The following is a 13,315-nucleotide window of genomic DNA, read 5'->3' on the forward strand; positions in this document are numbered from 1 at the left end:
GAGTAAGTCATCGCCAGCTCATTATTCAAACACCCCCATTCTAATGAATGGGGGTGTTTTTTATTGCGATAAAAAAAATCTAAATCCCCGAGTAACTTTAGAATGAATTATGATATAAATCACATTATTTAAAATGATAATAAGAGTATTAATCATGAAATTTTCAGAATTTAAAATATTTTCCTTCATATTGTCTACAATACTCAGTTGTAGTTCTATATATGCTAATGAAACTGTGAAAAGTTTGTATAGTACAAAAGCCTTTTTAAATATTTGTGTAAGTTCTAGAGGAAACCCTGAATTAATAAATAAACAAGCAAAAAATATGGGATTTATCCAAATGCCTAATGAATATGCTGCACATTTTTTAAAAGATTATAATGGTCATGCATGGATGATAAGTTCCTCTGAAGGAAAATTTGTTATTACTCAACTCGATAATGGCGTATGTTCATTATTTATAAATAAAGGAAATTCAACTGAAATTCAGAAGAATTTAGAAAGCTGGCTACCTCCAGAATCTACGGGCCTAACTTATAAAAAAGAAGTATATAAAGATAAGAATTTGACCACAACAAATTATATTATTTCTAAAAATGGGAAGGCTTTAGAAATATGGATATATACTAGTTCATCAGAAAAGAATGCTTCATTAGTTGCGGTTATTTCCCATCAAATGAATTAATGAAAGCAAGCGGAAGTAGAAGAGCCAATTTAATTAATAAAGGACTCTCCTAAAATTGATTATTTCAGTTGTCTACGCGCATGCTTTAGAGCAGTTCGAAGGCCTTCTTCTAAAGTCGGGTGATAAAAGGGTTTCTCTAGAATATCATTTAGCGTTAATTCTTCACCGATTATCCAGCTTAATAAATGGGCCATATGTTCAGTTGCTTCTGTAAATAGCTCAGCACCTAGAAGCTTTTGGCTTTTTCGTTCTATATAAACTTCAATAGCACCTTTATTTTTTCCAAGAACTATAGCTCTTCCTTGTCGTTCATAAGAGGCTTCGCCTGTAATAAAATCTATACCTTCATCTTTTAATTGCTTATAACTTTGACCTACGATCGCCATTTCAGGATGACTAAAGACAATTCCTAATGGAGTAAGCGTCTTAACTGAGTTTACCTGTGGATAATTTAAACAGTTATAAACAACTTTTTTACCTTCATGTGCTGCTTCATGTTGTAGTGGCGTTGAGGTGTAAGCGTCACCGACAACAAAAATTGGATATGTATCTAGCTGCTTAGTTTTAGCATTTACAGGTAATAACTTAATATCTTTGAATGAATTATCAATATTTTCTAGTTTTAAAGTATCAATTAAACTTGTACGGCCGGTTGCAGCTAAAACATATTCAACTTCGAGAGTTTTCTCTGTTTCATCAACTTGGTAAGTTAATACAGCGTTTTCCTTACTGCATTTAACTTCACTCGGTAAAGTCTCGAATAGAATTGTTAATTCTTTTCCTAGCTCTTTTTGAGCAAGCTGTTGAACTCTAGAACTGGTTAGGATTCCAATTCGTTTACTGCGAGCGAAGATTGTTGTTTCTACACCTAGACGATGCATAGCCTGTGCAATCTCAAGAGCGATCACACCACTACCAATTACAGCAATAGATTTAGGAAGTGTTTTTAACTCAAATATTTGGTCTGTTGTTATAAGCCGGTTTCCTAATTCTTGCTTCCAAATTTGATCATAATTAGGAGTTGAACCAACCGCCAAAATAAAACTTTTTGATTTGTACCGTTTTTCGTTAACTTCTACAGTTTGTGCATCAATAAAATGTGCCTTGCCAGAAATTTTATGCTCAGTCGGCCATTGATCTACATCTTTTAAAGTTGCTTGTGTAAATCTATCACGTAAAGTTTGTAAATGCTGCATCACTTGATCAGTATTAATATTTGCAGATATGTCTAAAGCAACCTCTTGAGCATTTTGAATGTCAAACATACGGTTTGCTGTAGAGATGAGAACTTTACTTGGCATACAGCCTACACGGGCACAAGTAGTATCCCATGGTCCATCATTTATAATTAAAATATTGTTGGTATGTTTAACGGCTTCTTTGTATGCGCTAATACCAGCAGTACCTGCGCCAATGATAATAATATCGAACATTGTCATTAAGCTATTTTAATAGATATTTAGAATATATAGAAAAACCCTCTTAAACAGAGGGTTTCGTCCTAATTATTTAGCTTTAAAATGTAAATTTTTGCATAAAAGGTGTTTTTAGGGTTGTTGAAACAGTACCATTCTGACTAACAGAAGACTGACCTTCAATGCTTATCCCATTAATAACATGCTTAAAGTCTAATGTGGTTCCATTCAAGCTTTGTTTGAAAGTAAAAATATTTTGTCCTTCTAAATAAATACTGCCATTAAATTTCTGTGCATTCGTTGTTGGTGATTCATTTTCAACTCGGCTTCCTTCAAGGCTAGTAATACTTGGTAGGCTCAATATTTGGTGATTATTAGCCATTACTTTATATGTCGCATTGTTCGTATTACCAGGAGTTGAGTTCACAACAAATGAAATTGGCTCTGCAAAAGGGACATTAGGATTGTCATTAATGAGTACGTTGAAACCAGAACCACCTTGAACTACATAGAGATCACCATCAATTGATGTATTATCTTTATAGACACTCATTGCACCCGTGGTTACTTCTTTTTCAGTTGGTTGGCCAGTCTCTGGATCTTGAACTAGAGCGGTTGTCGTAATTTTATAATCACTTGTGGCAGCATTAATTAATACGAATCTTTTTTGCTTGGTTTGTTCAAGTCCCCATGACTGTTGGAAAGGATAAGCAAACGCACCTGTAATAGTTACATCTTGAAAGTTTTTATCATTATTTTCATTTTCAAAAATATAAATTCTGGTATTTGATTGATAGTCCTGTAAGTTCGGAGATATATTGTCGTTTGCCAGTTTAATGTTCTTCAAGTCGTCTGCTGTAATATCAAAATCCCAATCATTATATCCAGTGAGTAAAGTTTTTATTTCTTCCCCTTTAAATACATAGCAGGCGCGGTAGTCTGTAGTACTCTTGATAAAACATTTATCACGATAGTGATCGGAGTACTTAGTAAGATCTACTTTTCGAATGTCTAAGGTTAACTTAAGTGGTCCTTGAGCAAAGGTATCTAGTGCATGATCAATATAACCTTTTGATTGCTTTTCATCATTAAGATCATAGGCACCAAATAGATATTTACCTTCTTGTTTTACATTATTTAAAACTGAGGTCGCTAACTCCTGATCTGGTGATGGAGTGATTGGTATTGTTGTAGAACCAGAATTTGAATTTTGATTATAGTAGCCATCATTGCCACCCCCACCACAAGCTGTCAAAAAAGCAGCCAAAGTAACTCCACATACTCCTTGAGTAAGTTTCATGATTATCCCCATTAAAATGATAAGTTATTTAAAATAATTTTTTAGGTTTATAAAATAACATATATTTCATGAGGTTGCTCATGATATTTATAGGCAGGGTAACTGATTAAATGCGTGTACCCATCGTTACCCCGACAGTAGGTTTTACTTGCATTGAGGAGCATGCGCTAATGATTAAACAGCTTAAAAGAACGAAAATAAATTTATTCATAGAAAATTAATAAATGAATCAAAAGATATAAATACTCTAAATTAATATTATTTTTAGTTCTGTTGAGTTCGTGCAGAGATATGCAAAATAATTTATCAAAAAACCCTACTTTAAAGAAGAAAATAGGGTTTTAAAGAGTACCAATTTTTTAAACTTAGTCGTCTAACAAATCCATTTGTTTCGCTAATTGATATAGATTATTTGAACGGTTTCCTGTGCGGCAGAACATCAGCACAGGTTTTGGCAATTCATTATAATGATTAGCAAAAGTACGTACATCTAGTTCAGTAATTTGTCCAGCTACAACAGGTTGATAAACATAGTCTAAGCCTACTTGACGTGCTGCTTCTTCAATCTGAGCGCTTGTAGGTTGTTCTGGGCCGCCTTCCATATCTGGTCGGTTATTAATAATAGATTTAAATCCTTTTTCTACAACTTGGCCAACGTGTTCTGGACCAATTTGACCTGCGAAACCAACATTATCTGACATTTCGTCACTCCAAAATTTAACAAAACCTCTTATGCTGTATCATAGCATTAAGCTTAACCTGAGATACAAGACACTAAAACGTTGTTCCTACATAGATAAAACTTATGTCATAGAACAGCTCTAGATTTTTAAAAGGCGATCAGGATGTTTTTTGTAAATTCATTACTTCGACCATAATGCCACGGAGCACATATGCACGCTTATACGGTTGAGCCTTTATATGTTCCATGTGATCAGGAAATGATCGCAGCTGACTTTTATATTCCAAAAACAAATAATAAATCTGCGGTAATTATCATGGCGCATGGTTTTGCCGGATTGCGTCAATTTAAACTCATTCAGTATGCCCAGCGATTTGCTCAAGCAGGTTACGCTGTTATTTTATTTGATTACAGATATTGGGGCGGCAGTACTGGCAAGCCTAGAGAAATGGTCTCCATCAATTCACAATTAGAAGATTGGAAGACAGTGATTCAGTATGCTTCGACTTGTAAACTTGTAGATAACCGAAGGATTGTGCTTTGGGGAACTTCTTTAAGTGGGGGATATGCGCTAAGCCTAGCTTCTGAGTTAAAGAATATTCAAGCAGTTTTAGTACAAATTCCATATGTAGATGGCGCTGAAACTGCCAAGCTCTATCCTTTACAGCGTTATCCCCAAGCATTAAAGCTATCGAGTCAGGATTATATGGGATCAAAGATGGGGCTTAATCCAAAGAGATTACCTGTTGTTGATCAACATAACCTATGCTTTATGCCTACTGCAGATAGTTATTATGGCTATTTATCGATTGTGAATCCTGATTATTATTGGAGTGGGGAAGTTCCTGCTCGTGTCTTTTTTAATCTGATGCGATACCGTCCAATCCAAGTTGTGCGCCAGATTAATATTCCTGTTTTATTTATTGCTGCACAAAAAGATTCACTTATTTCTATTGAGTCAAGCCGTGAAGCTGCGACAAATATTGCGCCTTTTGTGAGTTATCATGAATGGGATATGAAACATTTTGATATCTATCACGGTTCATGGTTTGAAAAAGCAGTGACAACCCAATTAGAATTTTTACATCAGCATATAGGAGTGATGTAAATGATTATTGTATGTGCATCGTGTGGTGCTAAAAACCGAGTTCCAGAAGAAAAACTTCCAGAACAACCAAGCTGTGGGCAATGTCATCAGCCATTACTACCGCTTGCACCTATTGAGCTAAATGAGCAAAATTTTAGTAACTACATCACGAATAGTGATCTACCTATTCTTATAGACTTATGGGCAGAATGGTGTGGACCTTGTAAAATGATGGCTCCACATTTTGCGCAGGTCGCAAAACAGAATCCAGGCGTTATCTTTGCCAAGATTGATACCGAAGAATCTCCTCGCTTGAGCCAAGCTTTTCATGTGAGAAGTATTCCGACACTTGTCTTAATGAATAAAACGACAGAGGTCGCGCGTATTAGCGGTGCGTTACGTGCGCCTGAATTGCAACAGTGGCTCGATCAACAACTTCAAACGAATTTCGGGAGCTAAGGTGTCAGAAGCTTATACCAAACCAGAAGGAATTTTATCCTTACAAACGATTGCCATGCCAGCAGATACAAACTGGAGTGGTGATGTATTTGGTGGATGGATTGTGTCACAAATGGACTTGGCTGGAGCAATTCACGCAGAACGTTTCAGTCGTGGTCGCTGTGCTACGATTTCTATTAATCAAATGACCTTTTTGGTTCCGGTAAAAGTTGGCTTTGTCATTAGCTGCTATACCAAGATCTTAAAAGTTGGAAATACTTCTATTCAGATGCAAATTGAAGTTTGGGATAGTCATGATGACTCTCGTGAACCAATACGCATTACTGAAGGAGTTTTTACCTTTGTAGCAGTAGATGTAAAAGGTAATAAGCGTCAAATACCTGAAGAAGCGAAACAGAAGTTTTTGGAAACTCAATAAGAATCAGAAAGCCTGAATCTTAGTATTCAGGCTTTAATTTTTATTCAAAAGAAAAACTAGTTTTTAGAAATTAAAACATCGTATTTGTATTTTTGCTTTGATCAGGAATATTTTGTATCACATCCCAATGCTCTACGATTTTTCCATTTTCAACACGGAATATATCAACAATTGCTCTTCCTCGATCTTTTTCATTTTCAGTCGAATGGACATGTAAAACGACAAGATTGCCTTCAGCAATCGCACGTTTAATCTCATTTTTAGCTTGCGGATTCTTTTGGAATTTTTCAGTGAAGAAATTAACGAAAGGTGCTTTCCCATCTGGAACATTAGGATTGTGCTGAATGTATTGTTGACCAATATAGCGGTCTGCATATTCTTTAACTTTATGTTTTAAAAAGACACCTTCATAAAAGTCGGTCACTATTCTTTTGTTTTGAGCACTTACTTTATCAATAGCTTCTGATTTAGCCGAAGTTACTTTACTGGTTTTAATGCTGGGTTCAGTCGCGTGAGCCGTTATTGTTGTAAATATTAAACTGGTAAATAAAGAGGAAAGAATTAATATTTTTTTCATTTTTAACCTCAAGATACAAAATATTAGTTTTATATCTTGAGGTAAATAACCGTCTAAAAATACTTTAGATTAGTTATTATTTCTTACGTTTAGGTAACCATGCCCAGAGCATTTGACATTGAATTGGTTCATTGCCTGCGTCATCAATCACAGTAACAGGAATCACAAGTTCGCCTTTCTCATTATCTGCAATAAACTTTTGTTGTTCAGCAGACAATGTTGCTGTAGCAGTCAAACCGCCTTCAACCACTTTTAAATAATCTACATGTAATGATTTGATTAATAAAATACGATTATCAGGAATATGTAAACCGGTTAGAAAACCTGTTGCAGTTTCTGCTAAAAGAGCCATAGCCGCGGCATGCACTCCTTTAATATGATTTTGCATATTTTTTTGGTTATCTAAACGGACAGTAACGTGGTTTGAGTCTACTTCCAGATAGCGGATATTTGCTGTACCCACCATTGGTACGATACGGCCAAACGCCTTGCTCCAAAGCGTGCTCCGAATACCTTTAGGGAATTTTGAAGTTGCTTTTACCAGTTTTGATAGACGATTGGATTGAGACATGGGATTACCTTAGCTTTAAATGGCCGACAAGATATTAATCTTTAAAGTTATTAAACTGTAATGGCACACCGAATTGTTGTTCACGTAAAAAAGTCATGACTTGTTGTAAGGTGTCACGCTTTTTATCAGTCACACGAATTTTGTCGCCTTGAATAGAAGATTGCACTTTAACGCCACTTTCTTTAATGGCTTTATTAATTTTTTTTGCAGTATCAGAGTCAAGACCATCTTTAAGTTTAATGACTTGTACAAAGTTTTTGCCAGAAGCCGCAGCTTTTTGTGGATCAAGTGCTTGAACATCAATTTTACGTTTATAAAAATGATTTTCTAACATGTTATAAACTTGTTCACACTGGAAATCACTTTCGGTACTGATTTTGATTTCTTTATTTTTTTCATTTAATTCGATAGAAACATCGTGACCACGGAAGTCAAAGCGTGTTGCAATCTCTTTTTGTGTGTTTTGTACAGCATGATTAACTTCAAATAACTCTAATTCAGAGACAATATCGAAAGAAGGCATAGTTTAGACCTTTACAAAGTGAAAGAATATTTGAGATGCTAAGAGGGTTTTCTTCATTTGCCAAGTGTTGTTTACATCAAAGGAGTGCACAATGATCCGTAAACAAGAAATTACAACATTTGAATTCCCAGAAAATGCTGTTATCTGGGATGTCCGTGATACTAATGCTTATGCAGAAGGGCATGTTAAAGGTGCGGTGAATCGCCCAATTAATGATTTGAATGCTGATATTTTGAACCAGGTCTCTGCGGGTCAGCCGATTTATATTTTATGTGGTGGTGGTAGCAAAGCTCCTCGTGCAGCTGAGAAACTAGAAGGATTGGATGCCTCGCGTGAATATGTCGTGCTGATGGGCGGGACACGTGCAGCTCGTGATGCTGGCTTGCCTCTAGAGCAGGGCGCATAAAAAAAGCACCTTCGGGTGCTTTTTTATTGAAGTGAATTATTGCGGTTTAAAATAAGGCTTTTTAGGTTTCACTTTCTTTTGGAACCGTTGAGGATTCAATTTTTGTAATAAGCGGTCTGGTACTGGACAAGCTTCTCCTAACATTTGAGCAACTAAGATTTCACTGCACAGCGGGGCAAATAAGAAGCCTTTAGAGCCAAGCCCAGCAAAAGTAGCAATTCGGCTATTCTCCTGCATTTTTCCAACCAGAGGAAAATAATCCAAGCTTTGTGCCCGTATAGATGCACGTCCTTGCCATGCCGAAGGTGATGGTAACTTTTCAGCATATTCATGGAATACACTGTGGATTAATTCAAAGTTATGCACATGGTCTTCGGGAAGTACATCTTGGTCTTCACGATTTGGGTAGAAAGACGCACCCAAAATCATCTGTGAAGCATCAAGTTGCATGCAATAGCCGCCATAGCTATACGCTTCATTTAAAGGTAAAGGGGCAAACGTATTATCAACCCAGCTCACTTGTCCACGTATTGGTTTTAACTGCGGATAGCTGTCAAATAAAGCAGCACTTTCTCGAGCACAGCACACAACGACATGATCTGCTTCTGCAATAACTTGATTATTGGTTTGCAATTGAACTTTCTTTTCACAAGAAACAAGTGCTGTGACATGGGCAATTTTGAGATTGATACATGGATGCTGCAAAATTTCATCACGTAATTGATGTGGTGAGACGGAGCCAGCCTCAGTTAGCAATATGCTTGAGTAATCAGTTTCAAGTGAGTTCGCTGAGTTAGTAACAACTTGAGCTGGATACTGATTTACCAAATCGAGAAGTTCATCTGCATTTTTCAATGCAATTTGTTGAATTTGAAGTGGACGGAATGCATTAAAATTTTTATAAAAATTTAAAGCATGTTGCCAACTTAAAGTCATGAGATGTTCATGACTTTGTTCAATTGGGCATAGTTTCGGATTAAGTAATGCCAAAGGGTTTCCAGAGGCACCCGATAATGCATTGTTTTGCTCGTATAAGGTCACTTGGTGGCCACGTGTTGCAAATGCCCACGCCATGCTTAAACCTGCTACACCAGCCCCTATAATCGCAATATGCTGTTGCTCTGTAGCCAATGTATGAGTTTGATCTAATTCTGTGAAACCTTCATCAGATTCAGGCAGATTCCAGACTGCTTTGAGCATTTCTCGTTTATGGCCAAAACCACGTGGACGAGAAATATCAATACCATGTGCTTTGAGTCCACGTTTTAGAATGCCAGCAACACTAAAAGAGGCAAATGTAGTGCCATAACCTGAAAGACGGACAATATTGTTTAAAACATTCTGTTCCCACATGTCTGGGTTGCAAGACGGTGCAAAGCCATCTAAAAACCACGCATTCACAGCTTTAGTTTTAGCCATGCTTGGGAAAATTTCTTGCGCATCTCCAAGCCATAAATCGATGCTAAAACGTTCTTTAGGAAAAGTTAAACGATGACATCCGGCAATAGGCAGGGGATATTGTTCAATTAACTGCTCTGCAAGTGGTTTAAGCTCATCCCAGACATTTAAAGCGCGAATAAGATCAGCTTTACTTAACGGAAATTTTTCTACGCTAATTGCGTGTAGATGGCTTTGATTATCAGGACGAACTTGCTGCCAAAGTTGCCAAAGTGCAAGAATATTTAAACCTGTACCAAAACCGGTTTCTCCTACACTGAAATATTCAAAATCTTTTAGATTAGCTAATCGTTCTGATAAGTCATTACCATTTAGAAAAACATGTCGTGTTTCAAGTAGGCCATTATCTTTAGAGAAGTAGACATCACCAAATTGTTTAGAAATGGGAATCTCGATACCATCGACAAATTCCCAGTCCAGCTCTGCTGTTTGGATACGGTTTGATACGTTCATTGAATTTAATAGATCGCTTGGTATTACCACTGGCGTCGACGTTTTGTATGAATATAACTAGCAATAAAGAAACCTAGCAATACACCACCCGCTAAGGTAACAGCGCCATATAAAAACATTTGCGCACTTCGTTCGCTTTGTAAGACTTGAACCTGAACAGAGAGATTATCATTTTTTAGCTGTAACTCTTGGTTCTGGGCCAATGCTTCAAGGTTGGCATGTTCTAGCTGTTTTAAGCGAGATGCTTGATCTTGAACCAGGGCTTTGATTTTTGCGTCTTGCTGTTGCTTGTTCTTTGCGAGCTGTTCTGCTGTAAGTGGTTGTGTTGCAGTTGGTGCTGTCGTCGCTGCAGTTTTGGCTCCAGTTGAAGATGTTGGAGCTGGTTTAGCGGCTTGAGTTGAAGGCGCACTTGGGGAGTGAGTTGCTGGTGTCGCAGCAGGTTCAACTGCTCCAGCAGTTGAACATATCAAACACAAGCCAAGAAAGCTTTTGATTGCAAGCTGCATGCGATTACCCTTTTGGAAATGCTTTATTAAACGGTTTTACATCAACGTGAGCATAAATGCCTTCTTTAAGAAATGGTTCTTCTTTTAACCATTCATCTAATGCTTCGCGACTGTCGAATTCAACAATCATGGTGCTACCAAAGAAGCCTGCTTGCGGATCATTAGGATCTTTTGGCATAGCACCCGCTGTAACAAGGCGGCCTTCATCATCGAGTTTTTGTAGACGTTCGATATGCTGAGGGCGTACTGCCAAGCGTTTTTCTAAAGTTCCTTCGTTATCGGTACAGCTTAGAACAAAAAAAGGCATGTAATCGTATCTCTATAATCAATCTGGAAGCACTTTAAGCGTCTGGTGACTTAAAATGTTTGCGTAAAATAATGAACTGAATAATGATAAATGAAAACATCACGATCATGTCACCAAATGCAGTAAATTCGCCCCAATATTTTCCACCGTGAAATAAAAATGCGAAGAATACATGCAGACAAGACATAACGACAAACATCGCAGCCCAAGCGAAATTGAGATTTTTCCAACCTTTTTCACTCAAATCTAAAATAGGGTCAAATAAGCGTTGAATGAGCGGTTTACGGTCTTTACCAAACCAAGGTGAAACCAAGAATGCGCCTGCGAAAACTAAATTTAAAATCGCAGCTTTGAGACGAATATAGAAATCGTCACTTAACATGAGGGTGATACCACCAAAAATGACAGTCATAAACAATACAAACCACTGTTGTTTATCAAGACGGAATTTTTGGAAAACGAATAGGGCACCATATACCACAAGCATTGAAATAATTAAGCCAGTCGTCGCTACAAGAATATTATTATTATCGGCACCACCAGCAGACCCGATCAGTTTCAGTAAAGGATGCTGGGTGTCAGTTGGATCAACTGTTTTATATAAATAGAAGAAAATAATTAATGGAACAAAGTCCAGAAGTGCTTTCATGTTAGAGTATCTGATCAGGTTTGGCGAATGGCATAGTATAAAAGATGCAAGGCATAGATTTACATACACATAGCAATATTTCTGATGGAACTTTGTCTCCGGAATTGCTGGTGCAAGCTGCTATTGATGTAAACTTGCATACGTTGGCTTTGACTGACCACGATACAATGGATGGGTTGCAGCGTGCAAAAATTGCTGCACAAGGTCATGATTTAAATATTATTTCTGGTGCAGAGATTTCTAGTCAGTGGTCGCGCCCAACCACTAAGAAGAGTTATGGTGTACATATTGTTGCTTTAAATATGCAAGATGAAGCACCAATTTTAGAAGCATTAGAACAACAAAAAAGAATTAGAGCGCAAAGAGCTAAAGTGATTTGTGAGCTATTAGAAAAATGTATTGGTTTTCAGATTTATGATGATGTTCTTGCCAAAGTAGAAAATCAGGCGGATAGGGTAACAAGAACTCATATTGCTAAAACATTGGTCGAGAAAAATGTCGTGACTCGTCCTCAACAAGCATTTGATCGTTTCTTAAAAGAAGGAAAACGTGCTTTTGTAAAGTTTGAAGGACTAAGCTTAAAAGAAACCATTGATGTGATTCATCAAAGTAAAGGCTTCGCAGTATTAGCACACCCGACCCGTTATGATTTATCTGCAACTAATGTTCGTTATTTAATTGAATTATTCGCGACTTCAGGTGGAGACGCAATTGAGTTACCTCCACAAATGGAACCTCTATCTACTCGCCAGATGATTGATCGAATGATTGAACAATATCAGTTGGCAGTTTCAATTGGCAGTGATTTTCATGGTGAAAATATGCCATGGATTAAACTAGGAAATACGCCTAAACCCACTGATAAGCAGCATGGGATTTGGGAACGTTTTCTTTAATCGAGCTCAGAGTAAGTTGTTATCTTGAGCTTGAATTGGAGGAGGTGTTGGTTTACCTAGAGTCCCTAATAACTCAATCTCGATACTACGTACCATTGCATCTAGCGGTAAATCATTACTTTGGGTACCAAAAGGCTCTTCAATTTCAGAGCTTAGAGCATCCAGACCCAAAAATGTGTATGCCAAAATTCCGACGAGTAAAGGTGTTGCTAATCCAAGCAATGAACCCAGACTAAACGGCAACATAAAACAGAAAAAATAGACTGTGCGGTTAAGTAAAACTGAATAAGCAAATGGAATAGGTGTATTGGCAATTCGGTCACAGCCAGTTTGTACGACGCTTAAGTCGGCAACATTCTTATTCATTTGTGCATAAATGATGTCAGAAATTTCACCTTCTTTAAGTGCCTGCAACAATTCCCAGTGAATGAGACTGAGCGTGTACTGAGGAGCATTATTTTGTTGGTAGAGTTGAGTGAGTGCTTGCTGACTCATACCACTGGTTTGTATTAACTCAGTTGGGTTCGCCGTCTGACGACGTAAACGGTCACGCAATACATTAGCAAAAACAATCACATGTTGAATAACGCGCTCACGGCGAGCTTGAGTTAAAATACGGCAGTCACGGTCAAAATGGCGCGAAGTTGCAATGAGAACGCCCCATAATTTTCGAGCTTCCCACCAACGGTCATAACACGCAGTATTTTTAAATCCTAAAAAAATAGAAAGTACGACACCAATGAGCGTGAAGCCAACCAAAGGAATCTCTGGAAAGCGATAAAGATTGATGTATTCGACTCCACCAATGATTGCCGAGATCAGCATCACAACGCCTAGGGATGGCAAAATTTTGGGTAAAATTGTGCCTCGCCAAGAGAATAATACTTTGAAAATGCTAGGCTGTTCCCGAACAATCATTTTAT

At 37.4% G+C, this 13,315-nt stretch carries 17 protein-coding genes; 6 read left to right on the forward strand and 11 right to left on the reverse strand.

Going from position 1 to position 13,315, the window contains the following annotated elements:
• The first annotated feature begins 154 nt into the window (after positions 1 to 154).
• Positions 155 to 685: an NMCC_0638 family (lipo)protein gene (locus AW165_RS20300; RefSeq protein WP_060465978.1), complete on the forward strand. Its 531-nt coding sequence runs from the start codon at positions 155 to 157 to the stop codon at positions 683 to 685.
• A gap of 59 nt (positions 686 to 744) precedes the next feature.
• Here the strand turns inward: AW165_RS20300 and AW165_RS12125 are convergent, their stop codons facing one another.
• From AW165_RS12125 to AW165_RS12135, 3 genes are all read right to left on the reverse strand, one after another.
• Positions 745 to 2,118 carry a dihydrolipoyl dehydrogenase gene (locus AW165_RS12125; RefSeq protein WP_060465979.1) on the reverse strand — a complete coding sequence of 458 codons (1,374 nt, stop codon included), beginning with the start codon at positions 2,116 to 2,118 and terminating at the stop codon, positions 745 to 747.
• A gap of 82 nt (positions 2,119 to 2,200) precedes the next feature.
• Positions 2,201 to 3,400: a hypothetical protein gene (locus tag AW165_RS12130; RefSeq protein WP_060465980.1), complete on the reverse strand. Its 1,200-nt coding sequence runs from the start codon at positions 3,398 to 3,400 to the stop codon at positions 2,201 to 2,203.
• A gap of 365 nt (positions 3,401 to 3,765) precedes the next feature.
• A complete protein-coding gene (locus AW165_RS12135; RefSeq protein ID WP_002116083.1) occupies positions 3,766 to 4,101 on the reverse strand; it encodes a TIGR01244 family sulfur transferase in 336 nt (111 codons plus the stop codon).
• A gap of 192 nt (positions 4,102 to 4,293) precedes the next feature.
• Between AW165_RS12135 and AW165_RS12140 the strand changes: the two genes are divergently transcribed.
• Genes AW165_RS12140 through AW165_RS12150 form a run of 3 tightly spaced genes read left to right on the forward strand, consistent with a single transcriptional unit; the run spans position 4,294 to position 6,046 of the window.
• Complete coding sequence (locus AW165_RS12140; RefSeq protein ID WP_060465981.1) at positions 4,294 to 5,190, forward strand: alpha/beta hydrolase; 897 nt, start codon at positions 4,294 to 4,296, stop codon at positions 5,188 to 5,190.
• Positions 5,191 to 5,628, forward strand: a complete 438-nt coding sequence (gene trxC / locus AW165_RS12145) for a thioredoxin TrxC (RefSeq protein ID WP_003655112.1) — start codon at positions 5,191 to 5,193, stop codon at positions 5,626 to 5,628. It abuts the gene before it with no gap.
• Between the two features lies 1 nt (position 5,629).
• Complete coding sequence (locus tag AW165_RS12150; protein ID WP_002116010.1) at positions 5,630 to 6,046, forward strand: acyl-CoA thioesterase; 417 nt, start codon at positions 5,630 to 5,632, stop codon at positions 6,044 to 6,046.
• Positions 6,047 to 6,116: 70 nt separating this feature from the next.
• Here the strand turns inward: AW165_RS12150 and AW165_RS12155 are convergent, their stop codons facing one another.
• The 3 genes from AW165_RS12155 to AW165_RS12165 all read right to left on the reverse strand — a co-directional run bounded on the left by AW165_RS12155 (position 6,117) and on the right by AW165_RS12165 (position 7,717).
• Positions 6,117 to 6,623 carry an ester cyclase gene (locus tag AW165_RS12155; RefSeq protein ID WP_060465982.1) on the reverse strand — a complete coding sequence of 169 codons (507 nt, stop codon included), beginning with the start codon at positions 6,621 to 6,623 and terminating at the stop codon, positions 6,117 to 6,119.
• A 76-nt stretch (positions 6,624 to 6,699) separates the two neighbouring features.
• A complete protein-coding gene (locus AW165_RS12160) occupies positions 6,700 to 7,194 on the reverse strand; it encodes a DUF4442 domain-containing protein (RefSeq protein ID WP_005804736.1) in 495 nt (164 codons plus the stop codon).
• Positions 7,195 to 7,228: 34 nt separating this feature from the next.
• The gene (locus AW165_RS12165; RefSeq protein ID WP_002051423.1) at positions 7,229 to 7,717 is read right to left on the reverse strand and encodes a YajQ family cyclic di-GMP-binding protein; all 489 of its coding nucleotides are present in this window, start codon (positions 7,715 to 7,717) and stop codon (positions 7,229 to 7,231) included.
• Positions 7,718 to 7,808: 91 nt separating this feature from the next.
• On the opposite strand from AW165_RS12165, the gene AW165_RS12170 reads away from it, so the two are divergent.
• Complete coding sequence (locus tag AW165_RS12170) at positions 7,809 to 8,123, forward strand: rhodanese-like domain-containing protein (RefSeq protein WP_002116171.1); 315 nt, start codon at positions 7,809 to 7,811, stop codon at positions 8,121 to 8,123.
• 36 nt (positions 8,124 to 8,159) lie between these two features.
• On the opposite strand, the gene mnmC is transcribed toward AW165_RS12170, so the two are convergent.
• Genes mnmC through AW165_RS12190 form a run of 4 tightly spaced genes read right to left on the reverse strand, consistent with a single transcriptional unit; the run spans position 8,160 to position 11,496 of the window.
• Positions 8,160 to 10,034 (reverse strand): FAD-dependent 5-carboxymethylaminomethyl-2-thiouridine(34) oxidoreductase MnmC, encoded by a 1,875-nt coding sequence (mnmC, locus tag AW165_RS12175; protein WP_060465983.1) that lies wholly within the window; start codon positions 10,032 to 10,034, stop codon positions 8,160 to 8,162.
• A 23-nt stretch (positions 10,035 to 10,057) separates the two neighbouring features.
• Positions 10,058 to 10,540, reverse strand: a complete 483-nt coding sequence (locus AW165_RS12180; RefSeq protein ID WP_060465984.1) for a hypothetical protein — start codon at positions 10,538 to 10,540, stop codon at positions 10,058 to 10,060.
• A 4-nt stretch (positions 10,541 to 10,544) separates the two neighbouring features.
• The gene (locus tag AW165_RS12185; protein WP_032005578.1) at positions 10,545 to 10,847 is read right to left on the reverse strand and encodes a YciI family protein; all 303 of its coding nucleotides are present in this window, start codon (positions 10,845 to 10,847) and stop codon (positions 10,545 to 10,547) included.
• A gap of 34 nt (positions 10,848 to 10,881) precedes the next feature.
• Positions 10,882 to 11,496 (reverse strand): septation protein IspZ, encoded by a 615-nt coding sequence (locus tag AW165_RS12190; RefSeq protein ID WP_005064166.1) that lies wholly within the window; start codon positions 11,494 to 11,496, stop codon positions 10,882 to 10,884.
• 44 nt (positions 11,497 to 11,540) lie between these two features.
• On the opposite strand from AW165_RS12190, the gene AW165_RS12195 reads away from it, so the two are divergent.
• Positions 11,541 to 12,392, forward strand: coding sequence for a PHP domain-containing protein (locus AW165_RS12195; protein ID WP_060465985.1), 852 nt, complete (start codon positions 11,541 to 11,543; stop codon positions 12,390 to 12,392).
• Positions 12,393 to 12,398: 6 nt separating this feature from the next.
• Here AW165_RS12195 and AW165_RS12200 read toward each other — a convergent pair whose 3' ends face one another.
• The gene (locus tag AW165_RS12200) at positions 12,399 to 13,310 is read right to left on the reverse strand and encodes a bestrophin family protein (protein ID WP_005064169.1); all 912 of its coding nucleotides are present in this window, start codon (positions 13,308 to 13,310) and stop codon (positions 12,399 to 12,401) included.
• Positions 13,311 to 13,315: the final 5 nt, after the last annotated feature.

The sequence above is a fragment of the Acinetobacter sp. LMB-5 genome, from assembly GCF_001541635.1.
GTDB classification, from domain to species: domain Bacteria; phylum Pseudomonadota; class Gammaproteobacteria; order Pseudomonadales; family Moraxellaceae; genus Acinetobacter; species Acinetobacter pittii.

Bases quoted from the DNA above. Each gene is read 5' to 3' on its own strand.
- AW165_RS12155 (WP_060465982.1), bottom strand. From the start codon at position 6,623: ATGAAAAAAATATTAATTCTTTCCTCTTTATTTACCAGTTTAATATTT.
- AW165_RS12185 (WP_032005578.1), bottom strand. From the start codon at position 10,847: ATGCCTTTTTTTGTTCTAAGCTGTACCGATAACGAAGGAACTTTAGAA.
- AW165_RS12170 (WP_002116171.1), top strand. From the start codon at position 7,809: ATGATCCGTAAACAAGAAATTACAACATTTGAATTCCCAGAAAATGCT.
- AW165_RS12140 (WP_060465981.1), top strand. From the start codon at position 4,294: ATGCACGCTTATACGGTTGAGCCTTTATATGTTCCATGTGATCAGGAA.
- AW165_RS12135 (WP_002116083.1), bottom strand. From the start codon at position 4,101: ATGTCAGATAATGTTGGTTTCGCAGGTCAAATTGGTCCAGAACACGTT.
- trxC (WP_003655112.1), top strand. From the start codon at position 5,191: ATGATTATTGTATGTGCATCGTGTGGTGCTAAAAACCGAGTTCCAGAA.
- AW165_RS20300 (WP_060465978.1), top strand. From the start codon at position 155: ATGAAATTTTCAGAATTTAAAATATTTTCCTTCATATTGTCTACAATA.
- AW165_RS12195 (WP_060465985.1), top strand. From the start codon at position 11,541: ATGCAAGGCATAGATTTACATACACATAGCAATATTTCTGATGGAACT.
- AW165_RS12180 (WP_060465984.1), bottom strand. From the start codon at position 10,540: ATGCAGCTTGCAATCAAAAGCTTTCTTGGCTTGTGTTTGATATGTTCA.
- AW165_RS12130 (WP_060465980.1), bottom strand. From the start codon at position 3,400: ATGAAACTTACTCAAGGAGTATGTGGAGTTACTTTGGCTGCTTTTTTG.
- AW165_RS12165 (WP_002051423.1), bottom strand. From the start codon at position 7,717: ATGCCTTCTTTCGATATTGTCTCTGAATTAGAGTTATTTGAAGTTAAT.
- AW165_RS12125 (WP_060465979.1), bottom strand. From the start codon at position 2,118: ATGTTCGATATTATTATCATTGGCGCAGGTACTGCTGGTATTAGCGCA.
- AW165_RS12190 (WP_005064166.1), bottom strand. From the start codon at position 11,496: ATGAAAGCACTTCTGGACTTTGTTCCATTAATTATTTTCTTCTATTTA.
- AW165_RS12160 (WP_005804736.1), bottom strand. From the start codon at position 7,194: ATGTCTCAATCCAATCGTCTATCAAAACTGGTAAAAGCAACTTCAAAA.
- AW165_RS12200 (WP_005064169.1), bottom strand. From the start codon at position 13,310: ATGATTGTTCGGGAACAGCCTAGCATTTTCAAAGTATTATTCTCTTGG.
- mnmC (WP_060465983.1), bottom strand. From the start codon at position 10,034: ATGAACGTATCAAACCGTATCCAAACAGCAGAGCTGGACTGGGAATTT.